The organism is Acidovorax sp. LjRoot38, assembly GCF_964252975.1.
In the GTDB taxonomy this organism is placed as follows: Bacteria; Pseudomonadota; Gammaproteobacteria; order Burkholderiales; family Burkholderiaceae_C; genus Acidovorax; species Acidovorax facilis.
Genome location: NZ_CAXUPT020000009.1, coordinates 37766 through 57882, shown reverse-complemented (window position 1 = coordinate 57882; position 20117 = coordinate 37766). Strand labels below are relative to the sequence as shown.

The following is a 20117-nucleotide window of genomic DNA, read 5'->3' as shown; positions in this document are numbered from 1 at the left end:
TTACACATTGGCAAGTTTTATCCCCCACACCGAGGGGGGATGGAAGTGTTTCTTGCCGACCTGATTCAAGAGCAGCGGCGCCAGGGCCTGGATGTCCATGCATTGGTGCACGGCGATCCCCTGCCCGATGATCCCGTCTGGTTGCAGCGGGTGCCTGTGCAGTTCAGCGTGATCTACGCACCCATCGCACTGGGATTTCGAAGAGCCCTGGCACAGGCCATTCAGCGCATCCAGCCTGATGTGCTGCACCTGCACATGCCCAACAACTCTGTTTTCTGGGCGCTCACCCTGGCGCAGGCGCGCGACATTCCGTGGGTGGTGCACTGGCATTCCGACGTGGTGGTATCACGCATCCGCACGGCAGTTGCCATCGCCTACCGCCTTTACAGGCCTTTTGAACAAGCCGTACTCAGCCAGGCGGCGCGGGTCATTGCCACATCCACGCCGTACCTGGAAGCCAGCGAGCCGCTTCGAACATGGCGGGACAAATGCGATGTAGTTCCCCTGGGCCTGGATTGCACGAACCCGGCACCACCCGACGACACCGAACCGCTGAAAAGCTGGTCAGCCGAAGATGGCGGCGCACTGCGCCTGTTGTCGATCGGGCGCCTCACCTACTACAAAGGTTTTGAGACACTGGTCCGCGCTGTGACGGGCCAGCCAGGGCTGGAACTGCTGATCATTGGAGAAGGCGAGTCCCGCCAAGAGCTGGAGACCCTCATTGCAACCCAAACCCGGTCCGGCGAGCCGCCCAATGTGCGCCTTTTGGGGAACGTGGGTGACAACGAGAAACATGCCCTGCTTCAGAGTTGTGACGTTTTCTGCCTTGCTTCGTGCGAACGGACCGAGGCCTTCGGAATGGTGCTGCTAGAAGCCATGCACCATGCCCGGCCTTGCATCGTGAGCGACCTGCCCGGATCCGGCATGCCCTGGGTCGTCTCAAAGGCCGATGCTGGCTTGCGCGTTCCCCCGGAAGACGGTATTTCGGGCTGGCGGGCGGCGTTCCAGCACTTGCAAGACCTGCCCGAACAACGCGCGGCATTTGGTGCGGCGGGACAGCGTGCCTTGCTTGAATATTTCTCGATTGCCGCCTGCGCAAAAGCGCTCGCCACCAGCTATAAGCTGGTGACCCCAGAGGCGGAAAAACCGGCTCGGGGCAAGGACCTCCTGGTGGTAATCCCCGCGCGCAACGAAGCCGGCACCATCGGCAGCGTGCTGCAGCATCTGCATGCGCAGGGCTGGCACGATGTGCTGGTCATCAATGACCAGAGCACGGACGATACGGCAGCCATTGCCAGCGCGGCAGGTGCCCGCGTGCTGAATCCTGTGCTCCCCATGGGCGCATGGGGTGGTATGCAAGCGGGGATTCGCTATGCGTTGCTGCATGGCTACCAAGCAGTCATCACCATGGATGCCGATGGCCAGCATGAGGTCAACGAGATTCCTGTTTTGCTGCGAGCGCGGGATCAGGCCGACCTGGTGATAGGAGCCTACCCAGAGCGCGCCAGTCGCACGCGGCAACTGGCCTGGAACTGGTTTCGCCACCTGGCAGGTTTTGACTTGCGCGACCTCACCTCGGGATTCAGGCTCTACAACGCCGAAGCCATGCAGGTACTCGCATCGCGTGAAGCCACCTTGCTGGACTATCAGGACCTGGGCGCCCTGCTACTGGTGCGCCGCGCCGGCTTGCGTATTGTCGAAGTGCCCGTTTCCATGAATCTGCGCGCGGTTGGCAAGTCGCGAATTTTCAACTCATGGTTCAGTGTGGCCAAGTACATGGCGGCCACCACGCTGCTATGCCTTGCGCGGTGGCAAGTGCGCCGAGCAAGCCGTCGCGCTGCTCCTTGATTCTCAGCAGCGTTTCATTGGCCAAGGCGTGGAAACTCGCCCACCATCACCCCTTGGCATCGGTTTATCTAAGCTAGCTCCCTAACTAAGCGGGGGACCGCAAGCAACGCCCCTCCGATGCCTGCTTTCGGCGACAACTAACGCTACCGGAGTTCTCGCAAAGCAGCGTTATCTGCCTCCAATATGGCCAGCCGCTGATTGAGGCGCCTCACATCTCTTTCCACCCGGGTATTGACGATGTCGGTGTGCAGCGTCTTGACGAGGACGATCACCACAGCCACCAGCAAAAGCAGAGCGGGCGGGTAACTGATGCCCACCACCACCGCGAGACGATCAATCAGACCCGGCCAGACTCCCAAGACGGCCGCAGCCCCCGCGACCAAGATCCAGAACAGGCCGTGCAGAAGGTAGAGGTGATCACGCCGGACGAGCAGCAGAATGACGGCGGCAAGGCCGATGCCCAGCAAGGTGGTCGTGATTTGAAGTGGCGCCATGATTGAGAGTTGTAAGAAGACCAGTTGCATGCAGACGCCTGTGCGTCCGCCGGCCACATTCGCAATGCGCCCCGTCACCTAGGCATCCAAACCTCTGAACGGAGCGATGGATTTTAACGTTCGCCCACAAACCGTTTCCCTCCTTCAGGCCGCTAGATCGTTAGGACACCAACTGGTACCAACATCACTTGCAAAGCGGTTAATTCAGCGTAAGCTCAGCACGCGTTACAGAGAGTAGTGATAGCAAATATCCAACTGGAGGTTCCGATGCGCAAACCCAACATTTACATCTTCATCTGCGGCCTTCTTCTGGCCGCGTCCGCAGCCCATGCTCAAGCCACGCGTACGTGGGTGTCTGGGGTAGGAGACGACGCAAATCCCTGCAGCCGAACGGCTCCTTGCAAAACCTTTGCGGGTGCAATCTCCAAAACTGCAACCAACGGGGCCATCAACGTACTTGACCCAGGTGGTTTTGGGGCAGTCACAATCACTAAGAGCATCACTATTGATGGGGCAGGTGGGCAGGCTGGAGGCATACTCTCTGCCGGGACAAATGGCATCATCATCAATAACGCGGCGGCACATGTTGTCATTCGCAATGTTGTCATCGACGGTGCGGGCACGGGCATCAACGGCATCAATGTCTTGAGCGCGGCGGGAGTCATCCTCGACAATGTCAGAGTGTCCCGAGTTACCGGCCAATGCGTCAATTTTGCACCTACAACCCCGGCAGATAGCAATCTCGCCATTCGCAAATTTCTCGGTGACCACTGTGGTGGCGGGGGCATCTGGATCGTTCCTGGTCCGGCCACATTGGCTACCGTATCTATTTCCGACACTCGTATCGACCAAAGTCAACGCGGTATCCGGGCTGATGACGGAAGCGACGTATCCATCGTGAATACGATCGTGAGCTCCAATACCAATGCAGGTTTTATTTCGAATAGCGTATCGCGCCCTGTCAGCATGAGCATCGAAAATTCGGTCTCCGACGGCAATATTCAAAGTGGTGTGCGCTCGTTTGGTGCGCAATCGTCAATTCGCATTTCGTCCAGCACCATTACTAACAACACCGGACTGGGCCTAGAAACATTATCGGGAGGACAAATCCGGAGTTTTGGGAACAATAGGAATTCTGGAAATTATGGCGGCAACGGAGCACCTACAAGCACGTTGAGTCTGCAGTAAGCAGCGAATAAAAAAGGCTCCATCAAGGAGCCTTTTTTATGTGATGCTGCCGTGCCCGCACATCATGCTGATGGCTTTTCCGACTTCTCGCAAACATCCAGCACAGGCCACCTAAGTCAATTCATCTATCTACTTGCTCTTTCGAGCCGGAACACCTGTGTAGATGCCTGGCTCGACTATTGATCGATGCACCACGCCTCCCGCACCCACCATAACTCCGCTGGCAACTGACACGCCATCGATGATGACAGCGCCAGCCCCCAGCATTGAATATGCTCCCAAGCTGCTTCTTCCGGCAATCGTGCTATTCACTGAGATATGGGCATACTCGCCAACCTGAGCTTCATGCTCAACGACAGCTCCCGTATTGACAATACAACCAGTGGCTATGGACGCCAAAGGACCGATGTGCGCATGATGGCCTACGAAGCAGCCTGCTCCGATGGAACTTCCAACCCCCACACTGGCGAGCGGAGAAACAAGGGAAACCAAAGGCAAACCCAGCTGCTCAATAGCCAGACACTGCTGACTTCGGCGTTTATTGTCACCGGCAGCGGGAAAAGCGCTATATTCCTGAAAATCATCTATCGCCAGAGACGAAACTACGGAATGCCCTAAAAAACTCTCCCCAGGCCGTGCATTTTCGTCGACAAACAATAAACTGATGTACCCGCATGCCAGCGCCAAATCGGCTGCACTACGCGCATGGCCACCATATCCGAAAATTATCAGTTTTTGAGACATCATTGCAGATTCTTGATTCGATCTACCCTGGAAATTCGGTCCAGAACTTCGATGTGCTCATTCACAACATCAGACCAGGAACGCTGGCTAAGTTGATCATAGGTTATGCGCTGCCGTGCTAGCAACTCCTGCGGATGAGCAAGTCCCCATTCAATGCGCCGTGCGCAGTCCTGCCAATCATAAGGGTCAAAAAAACTAATCTCTTGCAATTGAGGATCTGTCAAAACTTCCTCTGTGACCGGTATACGCGCCATAACCACTGGAGTGTCAACGGACAGCGCCTCAGTAAAGGTAAAGGGACATCCTCCTTCGCTCAGACTTGGATTAACAGCCAATGTCGCCAGCTTGTAACAAGCAGCCAACTCAGCAATACTGAGCTTGGGCAAGCATAGAACATCATTCTCTAATCGATTGATAGAAATAAAATCTTGTATCTCAGGTGCCGAACGCGGATGCCCAGTCAATATCAGTTTATGCGAAATATAGCGATTACGCAAAAGATACTCATATGCCCGAAGCAGGGTAATAATATTTTTATTCGGCCTGAACTGACTCGCATAGAATATAAACTGCAGCTCTCCATTGACCAGTCCAGAGGTATAGTCAATATTGGTGGCACGTAGTAGTGCTTGGAATAGCAGCTTCTGACAATGGTGCTTTGCCGTTTTTTCGGTGTCGGGAAACCCTGTAATTTCCACAGAGCGGTTCAATTTATTGGCAGCATGATGAATCACAGAAATTTTTTCCGCATCAACGCCATAGCGATCCACCAGCGTACCCCATTTCACTGCATCACTGTAGGTCACCAAGTTGTGTGCAGAATGAATCGATTCTTGAACCTTCTCAAAAACCTGCAGAGTGTAGTTTCCATTGACCGATGAGAAACCCACGGGAAAATCAGTCAATACAACATCCGGCACACACATCAACCTTGGGGCCTTGATCTCATTGAACGCTGGCCAGAAGGCCGTAGGGCAGTACCAAGCTGTTACCTCGTGCAGCCGCTCAATGACTTTCTGCATGCGCTGGGACTCAGAGTGCTCCATGTCAGCAAACAGACGCTGAACAAGTCCTATCCCTTGCGGCTCATCCAGCAAAGCTTTCAGCCGAGCTCTTTTGACAGCAATTCTGGGAGCCAGCCGCTGAAATCCGCGTTGAAGGAGAGGTTTCCAGCGATTGACCAGCAGCATGGGAATCCACAGGGGAGCCAGCATCAGAAGCAGGGCCCCCACTGGCAGCGCCTCCACGCAGAACATCAAAAGCGTGGATAAGCTGTTTACCGTGATGCCCCGCCGCTCTAAGCGCATCTGCGCCCTAGTGGCTACTTTATCCATGCCACGAGACAGACGCCGAAGCCAGCTCGAACCTCGCTCGCGTTTCAGGTAACTTTTCCAGGCCTCATAAACGTAGAGCGCGTACGGCTTTCCTTTAGGTCCAATGACGCGCACGCGATCCATGGGAACGTCCTCGCTCAGGAATAGCTGTTCCAATGAATCATGAGACCAACTGGGGCAAACAATCGTGAAGCGCACGTCAGTGCGCCCCTCCGCCCCTTTGAGAAATGCCGCCAAGTATCTACCTAGACCTTCCACCCTCAAATCAACCGTGGGGGGATATGCGACGTAAATTCCGTATTCTTTTACAGGCACGAGCGCACCTCTTCCCAGTACTGGCGTGCAAGCGCCTCCACACTCTGGCCGGCAAGTTGTTGTGGTGAAGGCAGGTGGGCACGCCTGCCAGGGGCGTCAGACTCCATTTGCTTAAGCTGAACCGCCATATCGCGGGGAGACTTGGCGTCCATCCACGCGAGGTTCAGTGCAAACTGCGTATCCATCTCACGCATAGCGGGATAGTCGCTGGACAGCGATGGAACCCCCAAGCAAGCAGCCTCAATCACGCTGAACGTTCCGTTATCAATATTACCTGCATGCCATAGGAACGCGGCCCCTTCCACGAGTTCGCGATAAGTGGCGTCTAACAACTCGCCGCACCACTGAACCCGCGCCTTCAACAGTTCACTGCGTTCAAAGACCTTGGCCATTTCTCGCAAATGAGGAGTCTGACTGGTCAGCATGTCCCGGGTGTTGACCCCCGTAACGCGGCAATCCAGCTTTCCGCCCAATTCGCCGTAGTAGATCTCTAAGGCCTGCGCCGCGCGAGCATGATTCTTGTGCAGGGAAGCATTGGTGGTCCAGATAAAGTAGCCCCGACCCGAACCTCGTTCCTTATTGTGGGCTGCCCTGCGTATGGGAAACTCAGGCGCCAACATAGGAACCCGACGAACCAAGCGAGGCTGAAGACCCGCATATTGGGTTGCGTCTCGCCAAGTGAAGTCTGTGGTCACAAGCACGCGCGCAGCAGACTGAGCAGCCAGTAGAAAAAAGTAGTCCGCGCCCTGCGGCATGACGGCTTCATAGCGCTGCAAATAGTCATACACCATGAGCACATTGGGCTTCAGTGGAAGCAAAGGACTCGACAAACGGTCGCTGACGACAAGCCAAAGGTCACAATCTTGCAGCTGCTGAATTCCGTCGTCGGGCACGAGGTATTGCTGAACTAGGGGCTCCCACTCCGGAAAGCCCGCGTACCGCATGGCACGGCGCGCCTCGCCAGCTCGCAGGGACTTCCACTTATATGGCCTTCGCTGGACCCCTTCGGCCAAGTCATCAAAATCAGTTGTCGAATACACCGCAGGGTCGTCCAGATGCAGAAACACAACATCTGTCGGCTCTCCTGCTTGGCGACTGCCGATATACAGCGCCTTGGCTAGCAACAACGCGCCTCGTAGGCTGCCACCGCGATACCCCACAGGCAAGATCACCGCAATGCGTTTGCGCTTCGTCACGAGGGGTCGACGCGCTTGTTCTGCGCGCGCCAGGGCGAGTTCTGAGGCGATGCGGGCAAAACCAGCCTGCCATGCACCTTCACAGTTCGCTGGATTCATCGCATCCAGAAGCATCGTTTGACTTCCTCGGATGCTCCGGATCAGATCTTGGTCGCCATTCAGGATACGTTCAATTTTTAGCCGCGCTTCACGGATGGTTTCGCAACGCCCCGGAAGCTTCGAGCCGCCCATCCGATCCAACATACCGCCCCCCATGAATACAAGCGGCATGCCGATGCGAACGGCTTCAAAGGGGTGGTAATGAATATGATGTGATTCTTGGCTGTGATAAAACATGACGCGGCTTTGAGTCATGTTATGAGCATGCTGCTCATTGCTCACGAAGCCGAGAACCCTCGGGTCATCCACTTGAATCGGTTGTGCGCCAGCGACGATATAGGGTAGATCCCCAAAACTTCGGCAAAACGATTCATATATCTGCCGATAGTAAAAATTGAATCCAATATCTGGGCAGACAAAAACAACCTGTTTTAGCGCACCTTCCCAGCTATCCTTATAATCAACACTTTCCATACCCAAAGGGAGATAGCATCTTCTGTCACGAAGATACTTAGCCTCTTGATCCCCCAGATGTGGATAGGCCTCACCAAAATAGAATCGCCCACCCAAACCCCTCACAGTTGAAGCGATTCCGTAGTGCGCTATTATTTTCTCATAAGTGACTGGTTTTTCCGTCCCGAACGCCCTTAAGATGATGGACCCACGAAAATACTTCGCAGCAGATACCAAAACCTCCGCTGAATGCAATATCAAGAAAACAACATCAAAGTGTCGATTTGCAATCTCCCAGGCATCTTGGCTTGCTCCCGCATACCAATCCGCCGCATTTAAAACCTGCAGATCATGCACTGATATAGCCAGTCTATCATCCTCTGAGAAGTCAATATTTGCACTCCGAAAGCTTGGGTCAGCTGGAAATATTTTTGGCTGGAATATCTGCTCCACGCCAATGCGTTTCAGCATTGGAATCTCAAATTTTCGTGCTGACGTGTGGTTAAGCAACCACATTACACGCAAGGGCTGATCATTCCTCATGGAATATTATTCACCTTCTTGTACTCGACTACCGCCTTGGGAATGGAGCCGTCAAAAACTATCTCACCACGGTGAAAAACCAATCCTCTCTGGCAAAGGCTATTAAGGGCGCCAAAATCATGAGAAGCCAGCAGAAGAATTTCTGCGCGCTCAATCAACTCCGCAATTCTCTGTCTCGCTTTACCCATAAAATTCGCATCCCCCGCACCAATAACCTCATCCAGCAATAATATATCCCCACCAACCGCAGTAGATATAGCAAATGCCAATCGCACTTGCATGCCTGCAGAATATGTCTTAATAGGATAATCTATAAATTCCCGGAGATCTGCGAATTCAACGATCTCGGCCTGTTTTTCACGCATGAACCGTGGCGTTAATCCCAACAACAGTCCCCGATATAAAATATTTTCACGACCGGTAGCATCCGGCTCGAACCCTAAGCTCAAATCAAATAGCGAACGCACCTGCCCTCGAACATTGACCTGGCCACTGGAGACTGGATACAAACCGGCAACGGTTTTGAGGAAAGTGCTTTTTCCAGCGCCGTTGTGCCCCAAGAGTCCCACACGCTCTCCACCTTTGATTTCAAGAGTTATATTCTTGAGCGCATGAACATCTTTGATCTCACGTGCACCACTTTTCCCAAACGGTCGTGATAATAAAGATTTAAGCGAACGCTCTTTGAACGCAACCGATGCATAATGCAGATTGACTGCTTGAAGATTGATTTCAGGCTGGTTCATAAATAAAAGATAACCTTGCTCTCAGCCTTCCGCCCCACCAACCAGGCGAAAAGACCAAACACCAGAGCTATTGCAAAGGAATAGCTGTAGTTTTCGACGGTAGGCCATGCCCCCTCCAGCAACGGCGCTCTAACCAACTGGAGCACGTGGTAAATGGGATTGAAGTCCACCAGAAAACCCATCCCCCCTTGCCTAAACATTTTGGCTTCAAAATAGACCGGCGATATAAACCACAAGGCCTGCATCAATAGCCCCATAGCGTGGGGCACGTCCCGAAAGCGCACACCAATATACGCCAAGGTCGTAGCCAAGGGCCACGCGATCAGACCCAAAACAGGGAAGATGGTGAGCGTCGCCAACCAACTCCAGCCGAAGTTCTGCGGAAGCACAACCAGCGACCATCCAAACAGAGCAACGCTTGCCAACATCAGAACAGCCAGGCTCCCTAAAACGGTGCGGAGGGTATATATGGCCAATGGGTGTTTACACTGCTTGATATATGCATCTGCCTGAACGAACGATAGGGCTCCCCCCGTAACGTTGGCAACAACAAATTCCCACACAATCAAGCCAGAGAGAATGTAAGGGGCATAAGTTGTGATGTCTGACTTGAACATTTGGCTGAACACCACCGCCAGTAACGCCGTCATGCCGAGGGGTTGAATAATTGACCACAAGGCCCCAAAGAAGGAACGCCGCCAACGCGAGCGCAGGTCAGCCAGAGCGAGATGGGTCCAAAAATAGCGGGATTGCCATATCCCTTTCCAGTATCGATTCATTAAACTAGTCCAGTGGTTTGACCGTTGCACCTATCCATCGAATACCCAGCCCTTTGTTGCAGTGGTCCAGCCCCAACGTGGATGCATCCAGACGCAATATCTCGGTACCTCCTACAGATAGAATTGCCGTCAAATGGCTAGTTTTTAGCTGAACATCTCCCTCCAGAGGAAGTCCAAATACATTTGCAATTTCCGTCAACTGCCTCCACCCGTCTCCTTTGTGGCGCCATGCAGACAATACCCCTCCTCCGACTGAACTCTGAATCAGTAATGCAGCCATATGGGTATCCCCACCCTTACCCGTGTAACCGAGCACTGCAGAGACATGCGACACCTGCCCAGCTTCAAGGGCATAGGAAAAGCACGCCATAGATTGATTATCAGAGTCCTTTTTCAAAGCTAGGCACAGGTTATCTACAGCGGCTCGCTTACTTCCATCATTTAACGTTTCTGGTGACCCGAGGACCAAAGGGTATGACGACCAGGTGGCTTTCCCGCCCCAAACAGCGCGAGCCAAATCAAGCTTGCCCTGAACCAAATCGGCATTAGATATTGTAAAATTCTGGCCATTTTTTTCGCTTTTTTCCATTTCAGCCGGGGGAAGATCCCGGAACTCACTTTCCGCGAGGAAATTCTGGATATTATGCAATGGAGTGCCATGGTGGGCCAGATCGGGCACATCCAAAAATCTCACCTCATTCACTGCTCCATAAGGCCCCAAGCAGATGTAGTCAATCGCTTGCCATTGCTTTCGATCCAATACCCAAATCGCACTCAGCGAATTGCGACGCAAATCTCTCCCGGTCTTTTGGCTCTCTCCTACAAGCACGTAATCATCGGTAGCAGCCAGCCCGCGCGTATATACAGGTGAGCCTGATTCCCAAAGAGGCTCTGCGCAATCTATATCGATCAGGGCCCCAATTTCAGAATGACAACTTATACGCTGGCCTTCAGAGGTAATCCAAATATTGTGAAGCCCCGTTCTCTCACCGAGAGGAGTGACTGATAACAAGTCAAGATCCGGGTATGAAAAAACAGCCAACTTAGAGCCTTTATTGTGGCCATGCGCTACTACAAACAGTTGATCATTCTGGAGAAATACGGAATTCAGGTGATCGCCTGTAATTTTTTCCAGCGACAATCGGTCCCATCGCGCGTTACTGATACCCGCCTCTTGAAATAGATTGAGACGATTCAAATCAACTATCGAAATAACATTTCTGCCCGTGTTCGTACAAATAATTCGACCATCAGGCGCACACAATATCTGGTGAGGAGCAGATAAGAAACGCCTCCCATTCTGAGTACCTTTGGAGAGCCAGCCCTGTTCAGATTGGGCATAAGATGCTATGTCGATGAGATCTGAATTATTCACACCTGAATGTGAAAGAACCAGCTCCGAATCTCCCGGGAACCAAGATATTCCATAATATTCTGGCTGATCTTTTTTCAAAGGGGTAACGCGCTTCGAATCTAGATCGACCAGCAAAATATAGCCAGTGGTGGCGACTAGCGCATACTTCATTACACAAGATTCTCAAAAAATAGTCGCAAGTGCTTAGCGATATCTTGTACATTTTCAAACGCAAGCGCGGGGAAGCTCGGCAGATTGATTCCTCTAGCCCCTAGATATTCAGCAACAGGAAATACGCCTTCAGCCTGACAATGAGGCATGGTGTGCGCAGGATAGAAAACGGGCCGTGTTTCAACGCCTTGCTTGCGCAGGTGCTGGCGAAGCCCGTCCCGTTGGGTGGCATCGTTCACCAGAACGGAGCACATCCAGAAGGAATGTGTCGTTCCGGACTCTTCACGATGCACCTCCAGCGGCAATCCCTGCAGGGCCTCTTCATACCAAAGTGCAATTTGGCGTTTCTTTTCAAGAATGACGTCTGCTTGTTCCAGCTGTGCCAATCCAATCGCGGCACAGATATTAGTCATTCGGTAGTTATAGGCAACGATATCGTGCCAATATTCCCGGCTTGACGATACGCCTTGATTTTTCAGGTGAAATGCTTTCGCGAGCACTGCTGCATCTTTGGCAATTACCATACCTCCTTCGCCCGTGGTAATGGTTTTGTTGCCAAAGAAGCTGAAAGTGGCGACATCACCAAAGGTGCCAACATGTCGCCCTTTGTAATAGCTACCAAAGGCCTCAGCGCAATCCTCAACCAAGAGAAGATTGTTCTCTTTGCAAATTTGAACAATCGGATCCATGTCACAGGATTGCCCATACAGATGAACGGCCATCACCGCCTTGGTTCTTGGTGTTATTTTTTTCCGTATATCTTCGGGGTCTACCTGCCATGTAGCTTGCAACGAGTCCACAAATACGGGAGTTGCGCCCGTTTGGATGATGGTGTTGACCGAAGCAATGTAGGTGAAGGTTGGCACAATCACCTCATCGCCAGGACCAATGCCCAATGCGGCCAGGGCCAGATGAATGGCCACGGTGCCATTGCAGACACTGGTTGCACCTCCTTGCGCACCCACATAATTTGCGAAGGCCGACTCGAACTTGCCAATGAATTCCCCCTTGGAGGAAATCCAAGTGGAGTCCAGGCACTGATTGACGTACTCTTTTTCGCGTCCGTTGAAATAAGGTTGGTATACCGGAATCATGCCTGGCCGATCATTCGTGATGGTTGAAGTATTTAAAACCATTCTGTTTGACCAGCTCGTCGCGTTGTGCCTCCTTAAGGTCTTCCCGCATCATTTCTGAAACCAGCTCGGCGAAAGTGGTAGTCGGTACCCAGCCCAATTTCTGCTTGGCCTTGGTTGGATCGCCAAGCAGTGTTTCAACCTCTGAGGGACGGAAATACCTGGGATCGACCGCCACAATACATTTACCCGTTGCCGTGTCGTAGCCTTTTTCCTCCACACCCTGCCCCTGCCACTGGATATGGATATCGATCTCTTTCGCTGCAAGATCCACAAATTCGCGAACTGAGTGCTGCTCTCCGGTCGCAATTACAAAATCTTCCGCTGTTTCCTGCTGCAGCATTAGCCATTGCATCTCTACATAGTCGCGCGCGTGACCCCAGTCGCGCAGAGCGTTCATATTCCCGAGGTACAGGCATTCCTGTAATCCAAGTTTGATTCTCGCAAGTGCGCGCGTGATCTTGCGTGTTACGAAAGTTTCACCCCTCAAGGGAGATTCGTGATTGAACAAGATGCCGTTGCAAGCGTACATTCCGTATGCTTCACGGTAGTTCACCGTGATCCAATAGGCGTACATCTTTGCAACCGCATAAGGAGATCGAGGGTAAAACGGGGTGGTTTCCTTTTGGGGAACCTCCTGCACCAAGCCATAAAGCTCAGAGGTAGATGCTTGATAAAAGCGGGACTTCTTTTCCAAACCGGCAATACGTATGGCTTCTAGTATGCGCAACGTACCCAAGGCATCCGAATTGGCGGTGTATTCGGGCTCTTCAAACGACACGGCGACATGGCTTTGGGCCGCGAGATTATAAATCTCGTCTGGTTGAACCTGTTGGACAATACGGATAAGACTGGAGGAGTCTGTGAGATCACCATAATGGAGCGTTAAATCCAGCCCTTCGCTATGGGGGTCGTGATAAAGATGATCAATACGATCCGTATTGAACAACGATGCACGCCGGCGAATACCATGAACAGAGTAGCCTTTGCTGAGCAACAACTCGGCCAAATACGCTCCATCCTGCCCTGTAATGCCAGTAATAAGTGCTATTTTCTTTTTCAATTCACTCTCCAGAATATAGATTTCTTAGATTAGGAGCACATCCGCCCATAAGTATCGTCAAATCTCACGATATCATCCTCCCCCAAATAACTTCCTGATTGGACCTCAATAATCTCAAGCGGTACTTTTCCGGGATTAGAAAGTCGGTGGACGTGACCCACTGGGATATAAGTCGATTCGTTCTCACCCAAGAGAAAGACCTTGTCCCCATTGGTGACCTGAGCCGTCCCCTTAACAACCACCCAGTGTTCGGCGCGGTGGTGGTGCATTTGCAGGCTGAGGCTTGCACCTGGATTGACCACGATGCGTTTGACTTGGAACCGCTCACCGCTATCAATACTGTCGTACCAGCCCCAAGGCCGATGTACTTTGCGGTGGGTGTTCGCCAAAGCGCGTTTGTGCGCTTTGAGGTGAGCCACGACATGTTTGACGCTCTGGGTCTGTGACTTGTCGGCAACAAGTACGGCGTCGGGAGTTTCAATCACCACGATATTCTTCAAGCCAACGCCTGCAACCAGACGGCTGCTCGTCATTACTAGTGACCCAGTCGAATCGGTTAACACTGCGTCGCCGACTACGGCATTGCCATTGGCGTCATGGCCCAGGACTTCCCACAAGGCATCCCAGGCGCCGAGGTCAGACCACCCGGCCTGCAGCGGTACGACACACGCAGGAATATCCAGGTCTGGGCGTTTCGGCAGACGCTCCATGACGGCGTAGTCAATGGAATCCGACGGGCAGGCCGAGAAGGCGCTCACGTCAGGCCGTACAAAATCCAGATCGCACTTCGCCTCCGCCATCGCACGGGTGCACGCCTGGAGGATCTCCGGATTGCAAGCGCCCAACGCTTTCAGCCAGACACTTGCACGCACCATGAAGAGCCCGCTGTTCCACAGATACTCTCCTGAGTCGATGTACCTTTGGGCGGTATCACCATCAGGCTTCTCCGCAAAATTGGCGACACGGTAAGTCCCGGGCTCATACTCTGTGCCCCGCTGAATGTATCCATAACCCGTCTCGGGCCTGTCCGCCACGATGCCAAACGTGACCATGGCACCTTGCGCAGCTATCCCCAAAGCTCGAAGGATTGCAGCGTGCAGGGCGGGCCGATCAGTGAACACATGATCCGCAGGCATGGCCAGCAGTATCGGGTCACCCCCGTCACGACAAGCTTGCAAGGCTGCGAGGGTAAGGGCAGGGGCCGTGTTCCGCCCAGAGGGCTCCAGGACGATGCTTGCGCTGTCTATTTTGGCGGCAACCAGCTGACTAGCGGCGAGAAAACGGTGCTCGACGTTGCATACGAGCACAGGCGGTGTCAGCGAAACGCATTCTGGCAGTCCGTGCAGACGCAACACGGTGTCCTGGAGCAAGGTGAACTCACCGTTAAAAGCCAGAAACTGTTTCGGATAGGTTTCACGCGACAAAGGCCACAGCCGGGTGCCGGAACCTCCACACAAGACGACAGGAACCAGTGTGTGCTTCATGAAAAGGGACAAAAAAGGAGCGCTTCAGTGTTCGCTGCGGCCCTAACCGCTTGGAAACTGACCCGTTCAAAATTGGGGGAGCCATGGCGGCAGACTCTGCGCCGCACGCGTAGAAGAAGACTTGACACCGGTCTAGCGGTCCGGCACTTCTTTAACGCATTGTATCTTTGCCCCTATACGCGCCAGCCAAGGTTACATCGGGTTTCCTTCCCCCAGTCTGAAGGTTCGGCTGCCCGCTATGACCGAGCGGATCAATCCACAAGACCTCGTTGCGACGGGATATCGGCCACCAAAAAGTGTGCCGCTCTGCATTGTTTTCAGACCCGTGGGGCCCCGGCAATCGCACAGCGCTCGACTCGGCTGTAAAGCACACGACCTGCCCGTACGAAAACCGCGCTGTGGCCCTGCCTGATCTATGCCAACTGCTAAGTCAGGGCTGAACAACCATTGAAGCCCACCCTCAAGGGGAGGCACACGCCGAGGTTCGCAGAGGCGTCCCTTGCAACTGAGCGTGCCACTATTGAATCTTCGCGCAAAGCGCCAGCAAGGGGGATTGCGCACGGGTCTCGCTGTAGCGTGGCCTGCCCCCAACTCCCGTCACGGCGCTCCTTCAACCAAACAGATATTCACTCTGAAATGGCATAAAGAACATCTTCACGATCACCCCAATTGTTGCAGGTGTTATTACCAAAAACAGATACGGTCTTGTCTTGTGCTTGCGCAGAAAGCAACAACGCGTATATCGTCTTCCCTTGCGCAGTAGCTAGATTGATAGCCCACTGATTGTTGTTTCCACAAGTAGGAGATCCCGTCTTGGTACCAGCAGTAAAGAAAAGAAAATTACTGGCATTAATAATCATCGTAGTGACTTTGCCAGAAGACGTTCCTGCCTGAACATTAAATGCAAGAAGTATGGCACAAGCGGCGAACGAAGCTTTTTTAACTATTTTCATATAAATCCCTCAGTCCAAAAGAAGTTGCAGTATCGGAGCAAGATTAATTGGTTTTTTGTGATATGACGCCGCCAATGTAACTCCACTATATTGACTATACCCGCGCAGCATCACATGGTACGTACCCGCAGCCGGTGTTGGGAACGTACAGCTCTCCTCGTTTCCTGGCAAATAGGGCCTGCAATCGTATGAAGTGGTCGTTGGCACCTGCCCGAACTTGACGAAGAGATCCACATCCCCAATTCCGCCACTTATCTGGACAATCAGGTTTTTGGCACCTGCTGGAATCGTTACAGTGCGGTAGAGAACAGAGCCCGCAGCCCCTGTCAGATTTGTCTCCAGAAGAGGCGTTGTGGCAGGGCCACCTGCGTTGTTTGACTTGAAGTTCGCGGTCACGGTGGTGTTGGCATTGACCGTGAATGAGCAAGCGCCCGTCCCACTACAAGCACCTCCGCTCCATCCGACAAAGGCACTTCCGGCCGAGGGGCTTGCAGTCAGCGTTGCGATGGTGCCTGGGGTCAGTGATTCGCTACAGGTGCTACCGCAATTGAGCAATCCCCCTGTACGGCTTACTGTGCCCGTCCCCGTGCCGATCTTGGCTACGGAAAGTACGCCTTGGGGAGTTGGAATGAACGTGGCGGTCACATTCCTTGCCGCACTCATGGTTACGGTGCAAGACCCAGTTCCTGAACAATCGCCACCCCACCCAGAGAAGGTGTACCCAGTTCCCACGACTGCAGACAGCGTGACTACAGTGCCCGCTGCGTAGCTTTCGTTGCAGTCCACGCCACAATTAATACCCGCTGGGGAGCTGGTTACCGTGCCCGTCCCCGTTTTGCTCACACTCAGGTCAAAGGTGCCCGAAGTATCCAGGGGCAGCTTTGTCTGCGCTTGATCGGACATCATAGTGGGGACCCGACCAGCATTCACTCCATAGGCGTGATTGGTTCCAAACGTCCATGCGATATTGCTCATCCCGCCACTGAGCAAATGGCAGTAGCTCATGATGGTCCCATTGCCCTGGCCGGCTCCACCGCCCGTAGTTGACGACAGGCCCGGTAAAAAGCCAAAACGGCCTGCCCCCCCGAGCGCGATTCCACACTGCCCAGTGGAGTTGCCCGAATAGCAGCAATCAATCGCGCCACCGGTATTGGGAGTTGGTGCGATATAGGGATTATCGTAATCATGCGTATGGGAGCTACCAAACGCATGCCCGATTTCATGGGCAACTACAACCGAATCCCAAATGACTTGCGGATTTGACGGGTTGAAATTTCCTTCGATATTTGCACTTACCCCGTAAGCGATCGCCTGGTTGGACAGGCTACCTACATAGGCAATGCCACCTCCAGAATTTTTACCACTTAGCAAGTGAACATGGTGCCGGGAAATAGATGCATTGGCCCCTGCGTTCCAAAAAGTCCGCAACTCATCGAGCATTGCACTTGTGGCGGTCTGGGTCCACGGGTCGGCCGATGTCGTTCTGATCACTATTTGCTTCAGATTGAATCGGGTAGCCACTTCGGCCTGGTACCTACTACCGACATAAGTAAGCAGGTCCGTGACGTATGTGAATGCAGCCGACTCAGAGCCAAAATTTTGGTAGAACTCATAGTCGCTATCAATAATTATGTCAGCACGCCGCGGGCTGCCTGCTTTCTCTTCACCCAGAATTTTTTGTGAATTCTCTCTACCGGTTTTCAGTAGATTTTCAATGCCGAGCTTCCGCTGCCCAGGATCGGATTGAAGAAATTCCGGACTTACTCCGCAAGAGAATTCTCTGTTGACAAAGTCCTTTTGATGATCGACAAGGCGCGAAACAGCTCCCCCTGAGCCGCCGCCCCTTGCAGGCAATAATTCATTAACAACGGTTTCTTTTCCTCGGTGAATGATCGTCCTGATCTCACCACTAGGGTTCACCGTGACGAAGGCGTAGCTATCAGAATTGCCCTCGAGTGCTCCCACGAAATGAGCACTCGCAGCAAGCGGAAATGCCCTAGAACCCTTTTCATCAACAACAATGAACTGTGTATCCCCGTTTATTACTTCCGAGCGACGCAATATGAGATTAACAACCGAAGGAAGTTCATCATTAATTTTGAGATTTTGAATATGAAGGGCTTCGCCAGGCTTGATACTCATGGCGGTAAGCGCTAGTTTTTCAGACGGCGCCTCTCCCGGCGTAAGCTCCAGAATCTGCTGGGCATGAGCCCCCACCAAATAGAAGGCAAACGCAGCAACTGCCAGAGATTTGGTGGATCGCCAACTCAATTTATCGAACATTGTTTTATTTTTCATAGTGATAAACGATCACCAAATTAATTTAGCACACCCGTGGTCGCTCCACCCCAACACGTGAGGATTTGCACTCCAAAGACTGCAGCTCAAAAATCTAGCGCAAATGCGTAAGAACATCAAGAGCATCTTCACTAGCCAGGCGCTCCTGAGATGCGGTCCAAATCAGGCAAAAAGGCAATTCCAATGTTCACGGAACAACGCCCATCCCGCAACATCTGCAAGCCACTTATCAGTGGCGTCCACCACACCCAGTCTGAGTGCGCCTGCGCCTCCCACCCCTTCCCGGCCCCAGGACCATCCAAAGCCCAACCCAGCTACGCTCGCGCCAAGACGCCAGACTCTCAGACGCGCAAAAAATGCACTGCCATGTGAACAGCATTTTTAATGCCAATAGATTTTAAATATAGTTTTAATGCATTCAGAAAATTCGCGCATTCAAATTCAAATTACTTAGTAGCCTACTTTTTCAGGAATGGCTTTAACACAGACTGAAGTGTTTGCATCACACGCCACGATCGCGATCCCACAATATCCCGGTAAACCTGCTGAAGTTGCATGTGACTTGCACCGAGATGCGCCAGCTGAGTGCGAAGCAAACCATTCTCCGCGTCAACCTCTGCGGCGCTCTCCTGCGCTACCCTCACGGCATTTTGATTCAGTTCTGACGCCCGCAAGTGCGCTACTTCCAGTTGCTCCAATTGAGAACGCAACATCCTGTTTTCAGTCTCAATTCTCTCGTTTTCGGATTTCAACGCTGAAATCTCTAATTGCGTGGCCTCATTTTTACCCCCGGATGGCTGGCCGTCGGGCGCATATTCCTGGGTGTCCTCGGCCCTTCGGCCAAACCCCTTCACTGAATAGGTTGACCGCGGGCTAGCACGCCACTCCTGAAGACGCTCCTTGAAGAGTTGGCACGCGTACTCATACAACTTTTGATCGTATTCAACCTGCCCGGCAATTATTTCCCTTGCTCGATTACTCACTTGATCGACTGAAATTCGAGATCTGTTTTCCATTTCAGGGCCGATTTTATAATCACTCAGATCTGGAATCATGCAACGCAAAAGTTCCAGCGACTCTGGAAAACTCTCAGTGATTCCAAAAAAATCCAAAGCTGCCAGATTCTTCTTGGCACTCTCAAGATGCTGCGCCAGATCATCACCGGAATAGGTAGAAAGATACATGGTTTGCTGATTACCCAATGCACCATCCACAATCACGGCATTATCTGAACACACAAACTCCTCCAGGGAGGCCCGCTGCGCAAAGACAAGCGCGTCACGCTCCACGGTATTTGCAACCTTATAATGAGGATCATCAGGTTGGAAGTTTTTCTCGTCGTGCCAAGATTTATATTGAGAAATAGTGCGCTTCAACGGATCACGAACAAAAGTTGCCAAAAACGCGCCCGGGCAGAATCGCAGGAGATCTTTATAGTAAAAGTGACCAAAAACAAATGGCGATGACCCTTCATTTCGAAAATACATTTCAAGCGACTCCGGCTTGTCATTTCTGTCAAGTCCAGTAAAAGCCCGAGACTTCTCAAAACCTACGCCTTGAGACAAAATATAGTTTTCGAATGCGGTCCCGGAGCATTTCGGTATGTGCACGAACGCAAATGGAGTCTTAAAGCCGGATAGTTCGCCATGCTGATCGCCATCCGCGGCACAGCGGATATCTGAGAATTTCATAACAAATATATCTATTCGAAGATTAGAGAATTCGAGACACGATCAGAACGGAAATGGACATCAAGATGATGGCGAGAGGGGAGCCATTCAACGCACCTCTTATGCACTTCTCAAAAGCTGGCCTAGCTATGCAACGGCGGATGGCGCAACACGCGCCCCAACCCCGCCGAATGAAGGCCCACAGACCAGCATGTGGAACCTCTCGACTGACAGCAAGGGCTCATGAATCAA

General features: G+C 52.6%; 15 protein-coding genes. 2 read left to right on the top strand and 13 right to left on the bottom strand.

Features of this window, described 5'->3' with window-relative positions:
* Nucleotides 1-39 precede the first annotated feature (39 nt).
* A complete protein-coding gene (locus tag ACSQ22_RS17025) occupies nt 40-1848 on the top strand; it encodes a glycosyltransferase (protein WP_121507481.1) in 1809 nt (602 codons plus the stop codon).
* Nucleotides 1849-1991: 143 nt separating this feature from the next.
* Here ACSQ22_RS17025 and ACSQ22_RS17020 read toward each other — a convergent pair whose 3' ends face one another.
* Nucleotides 1992-2342 (bottom strand): DUF2304 domain-containing protein, encoded by a 351-nt coding sequence (locus ACSQ22_RS17020; protein WP_121508820.1) that lies wholly within the window; start codon nt 2340-2342, stop codon nt 1992-1994.
* Nucleotides 2343-2609: 267 nt separating this feature from the next.
* On the opposite strand from ACSQ22_RS17020, the gene ACSQ22_RS17015 reads away from it, so the two are divergent.
* Nucleotides 2610-3530: a right-handed parallel beta-helix repeat-containing protein gene (locus ACSQ22_RS17015; protein WP_121507482.1), complete on the top strand. Its 921-nt coding sequence runs from the start codon at nt 2610-2612 to the stop codon at nt 3528-3530.
* 129 nt (nt 3531-3659) lie between these two features.
* Here the strand turns inward: ACSQ22_RS17015 and ACSQ22_RS17010 are convergent, their stop codons facing one another.
* The 12 genes from ACSQ22_RS17010 to ACSQ22_RS16955 all read right to left on the bottom strand — a co-directional run bounded on the left by ACSQ22_RS17010 (nt 3660) and on the right by ACSQ22_RS16955 (nt 19886).
* Complete coding sequence (locus tag ACSQ22_RS17010; RefSeq protein ID WP_233559430.1) at nt 3660-4274, bottom strand: NeuD/PglB/VioB family sugar acetyltransferase; 615 nt, start codon at nt 4272-4274, stop codon at nt 3660-3662.
* The gene (locus ACSQ22_RS17005; RefSeq protein WP_199727034.1) at nt 4274-5731 is read right to left on the bottom strand and encodes a glycosyltransferase; all 1458 of its coding nucleotides are present in this window, start codon (nt 5729-5731) and stop codon (nt 4274-4276) included. The genes ACSQ22_RS17010 and ACSQ22_RS17005 overlap by 1 nt, the downstream gene beginning before the upstream one ends.
* 182 nt (nt 5732-5913) lie before the next feature.
* A complete protein-coding gene (locus ACSQ22_RS17000) occupies nt 5914-8214 on the bottom strand; it encodes a hypothetical protein (protein WP_436131010.1) in 2301 nt (766 codons plus the stop codon).
* Nucleotides 8211-8960, bottom strand: a complete 750-nt coding sequence (locus ACSQ22_RS16995) for an ABC transporter ATP-binding protein (protein WP_436131009.1) — start codon at nt 8958-8960, stop codon at nt 8211-8213. The genes ACSQ22_RS17000 and ACSQ22_RS16995 overlap by 4 nt, the downstream gene beginning before the upstream one ends.
* Nucleotides 8957-9739, bottom strand: coding sequence for an ABC transporter permease (locus tag ACSQ22_RS16990; RefSeq protein WP_121507487.1), 783 nt, complete (start codon nt 9737-9739; stop codon nt 8957-8959). The genes ACSQ22_RS16995 and ACSQ22_RS16990 overlap by 4 nt, the downstream gene beginning before the upstream one ends.
* Nucleotides 9740-9743: 4 nt before the next feature.
* A complete protein-coding gene (locus ACSQ22_RS16985; protein ID WP_436131008.1) occupies nt 9744-11264 on the bottom strand; it encodes a hypothetical protein in 1521 nt (506 codons plus the stop codon).
* Nucleotides 11264-12358, bottom strand: coding sequence for a DegT/DnrJ/EryC1/StrS family aminotransferase (locus ACSQ22_RS16980; RefSeq protein ID WP_121507488.1), 1095 nt, complete (start codon nt 12356-12358; stop codon nt 11264-11266). The genes ACSQ22_RS16985 and ACSQ22_RS16980 overlap by 1 nt, the downstream gene beginning before the upstream one ends.
* Nucleotides 12359-12368: 10 nt before the next feature.
* Complete coding sequence (gene gmd, locus ACSQ22_RS16975; RefSeq protein WP_121507489.1) at nt 12369-13460, bottom strand: GDP-mannose 4,6-dehydratase; 1092 nt, start codon at nt 13458-13460, stop codon at nt 12369-12371.
* A 29-nt stretch (nt 13461-13489) separates the two neighbouring features.
* Nucleotides 13490-14944, bottom strand: a complete 1455-nt coding sequence (locus tag ACSQ22_RS16970; RefSeq protein WP_436131007.1) for a mannose-1-phosphate guanylyltransferase/mannose-6-phosphate isomerase — start codon at nt 14942-14944, stop codon at nt 13490-13492.
* A 626-nt stretch (nt 14945-15570) separates the two neighbouring features.
* Nucleotides 15571-15897: a hypothetical protein gene (locus tag ACSQ22_RS16965; protein WP_147433773.1), complete on the bottom strand. Its 327-nt coding sequence runs from the start codon at nt 15895-15897 to the stop codon at nt 15571-15573.
* Nucleotides 15898-15906: 9 nt separating this feature from the next.
* Nucleotides 15907-18195, bottom strand: coding sequence for a M12 family metallo-peptidase (locus ACSQ22_RS16960; protein ID WP_436131006.1), 2289 nt, complete (start codon nt 18193-18195; stop codon nt 15907-15909).
* A 458-nt stretch (nt 18196-18653) separates the two neighbouring features.
* Nucleotides 18654-19886: a hypothetical protein gene (locus ACSQ22_RS16955; RefSeq protein ID WP_436131005.1), complete on the bottom strand. Its 1233-nt coding sequence runs from the start codon at nt 19884-19886 to the stop codon at nt 18654-18656.
* Between the last annotated feature and the right edge of the window lie 231 nt (nt 19887-20117).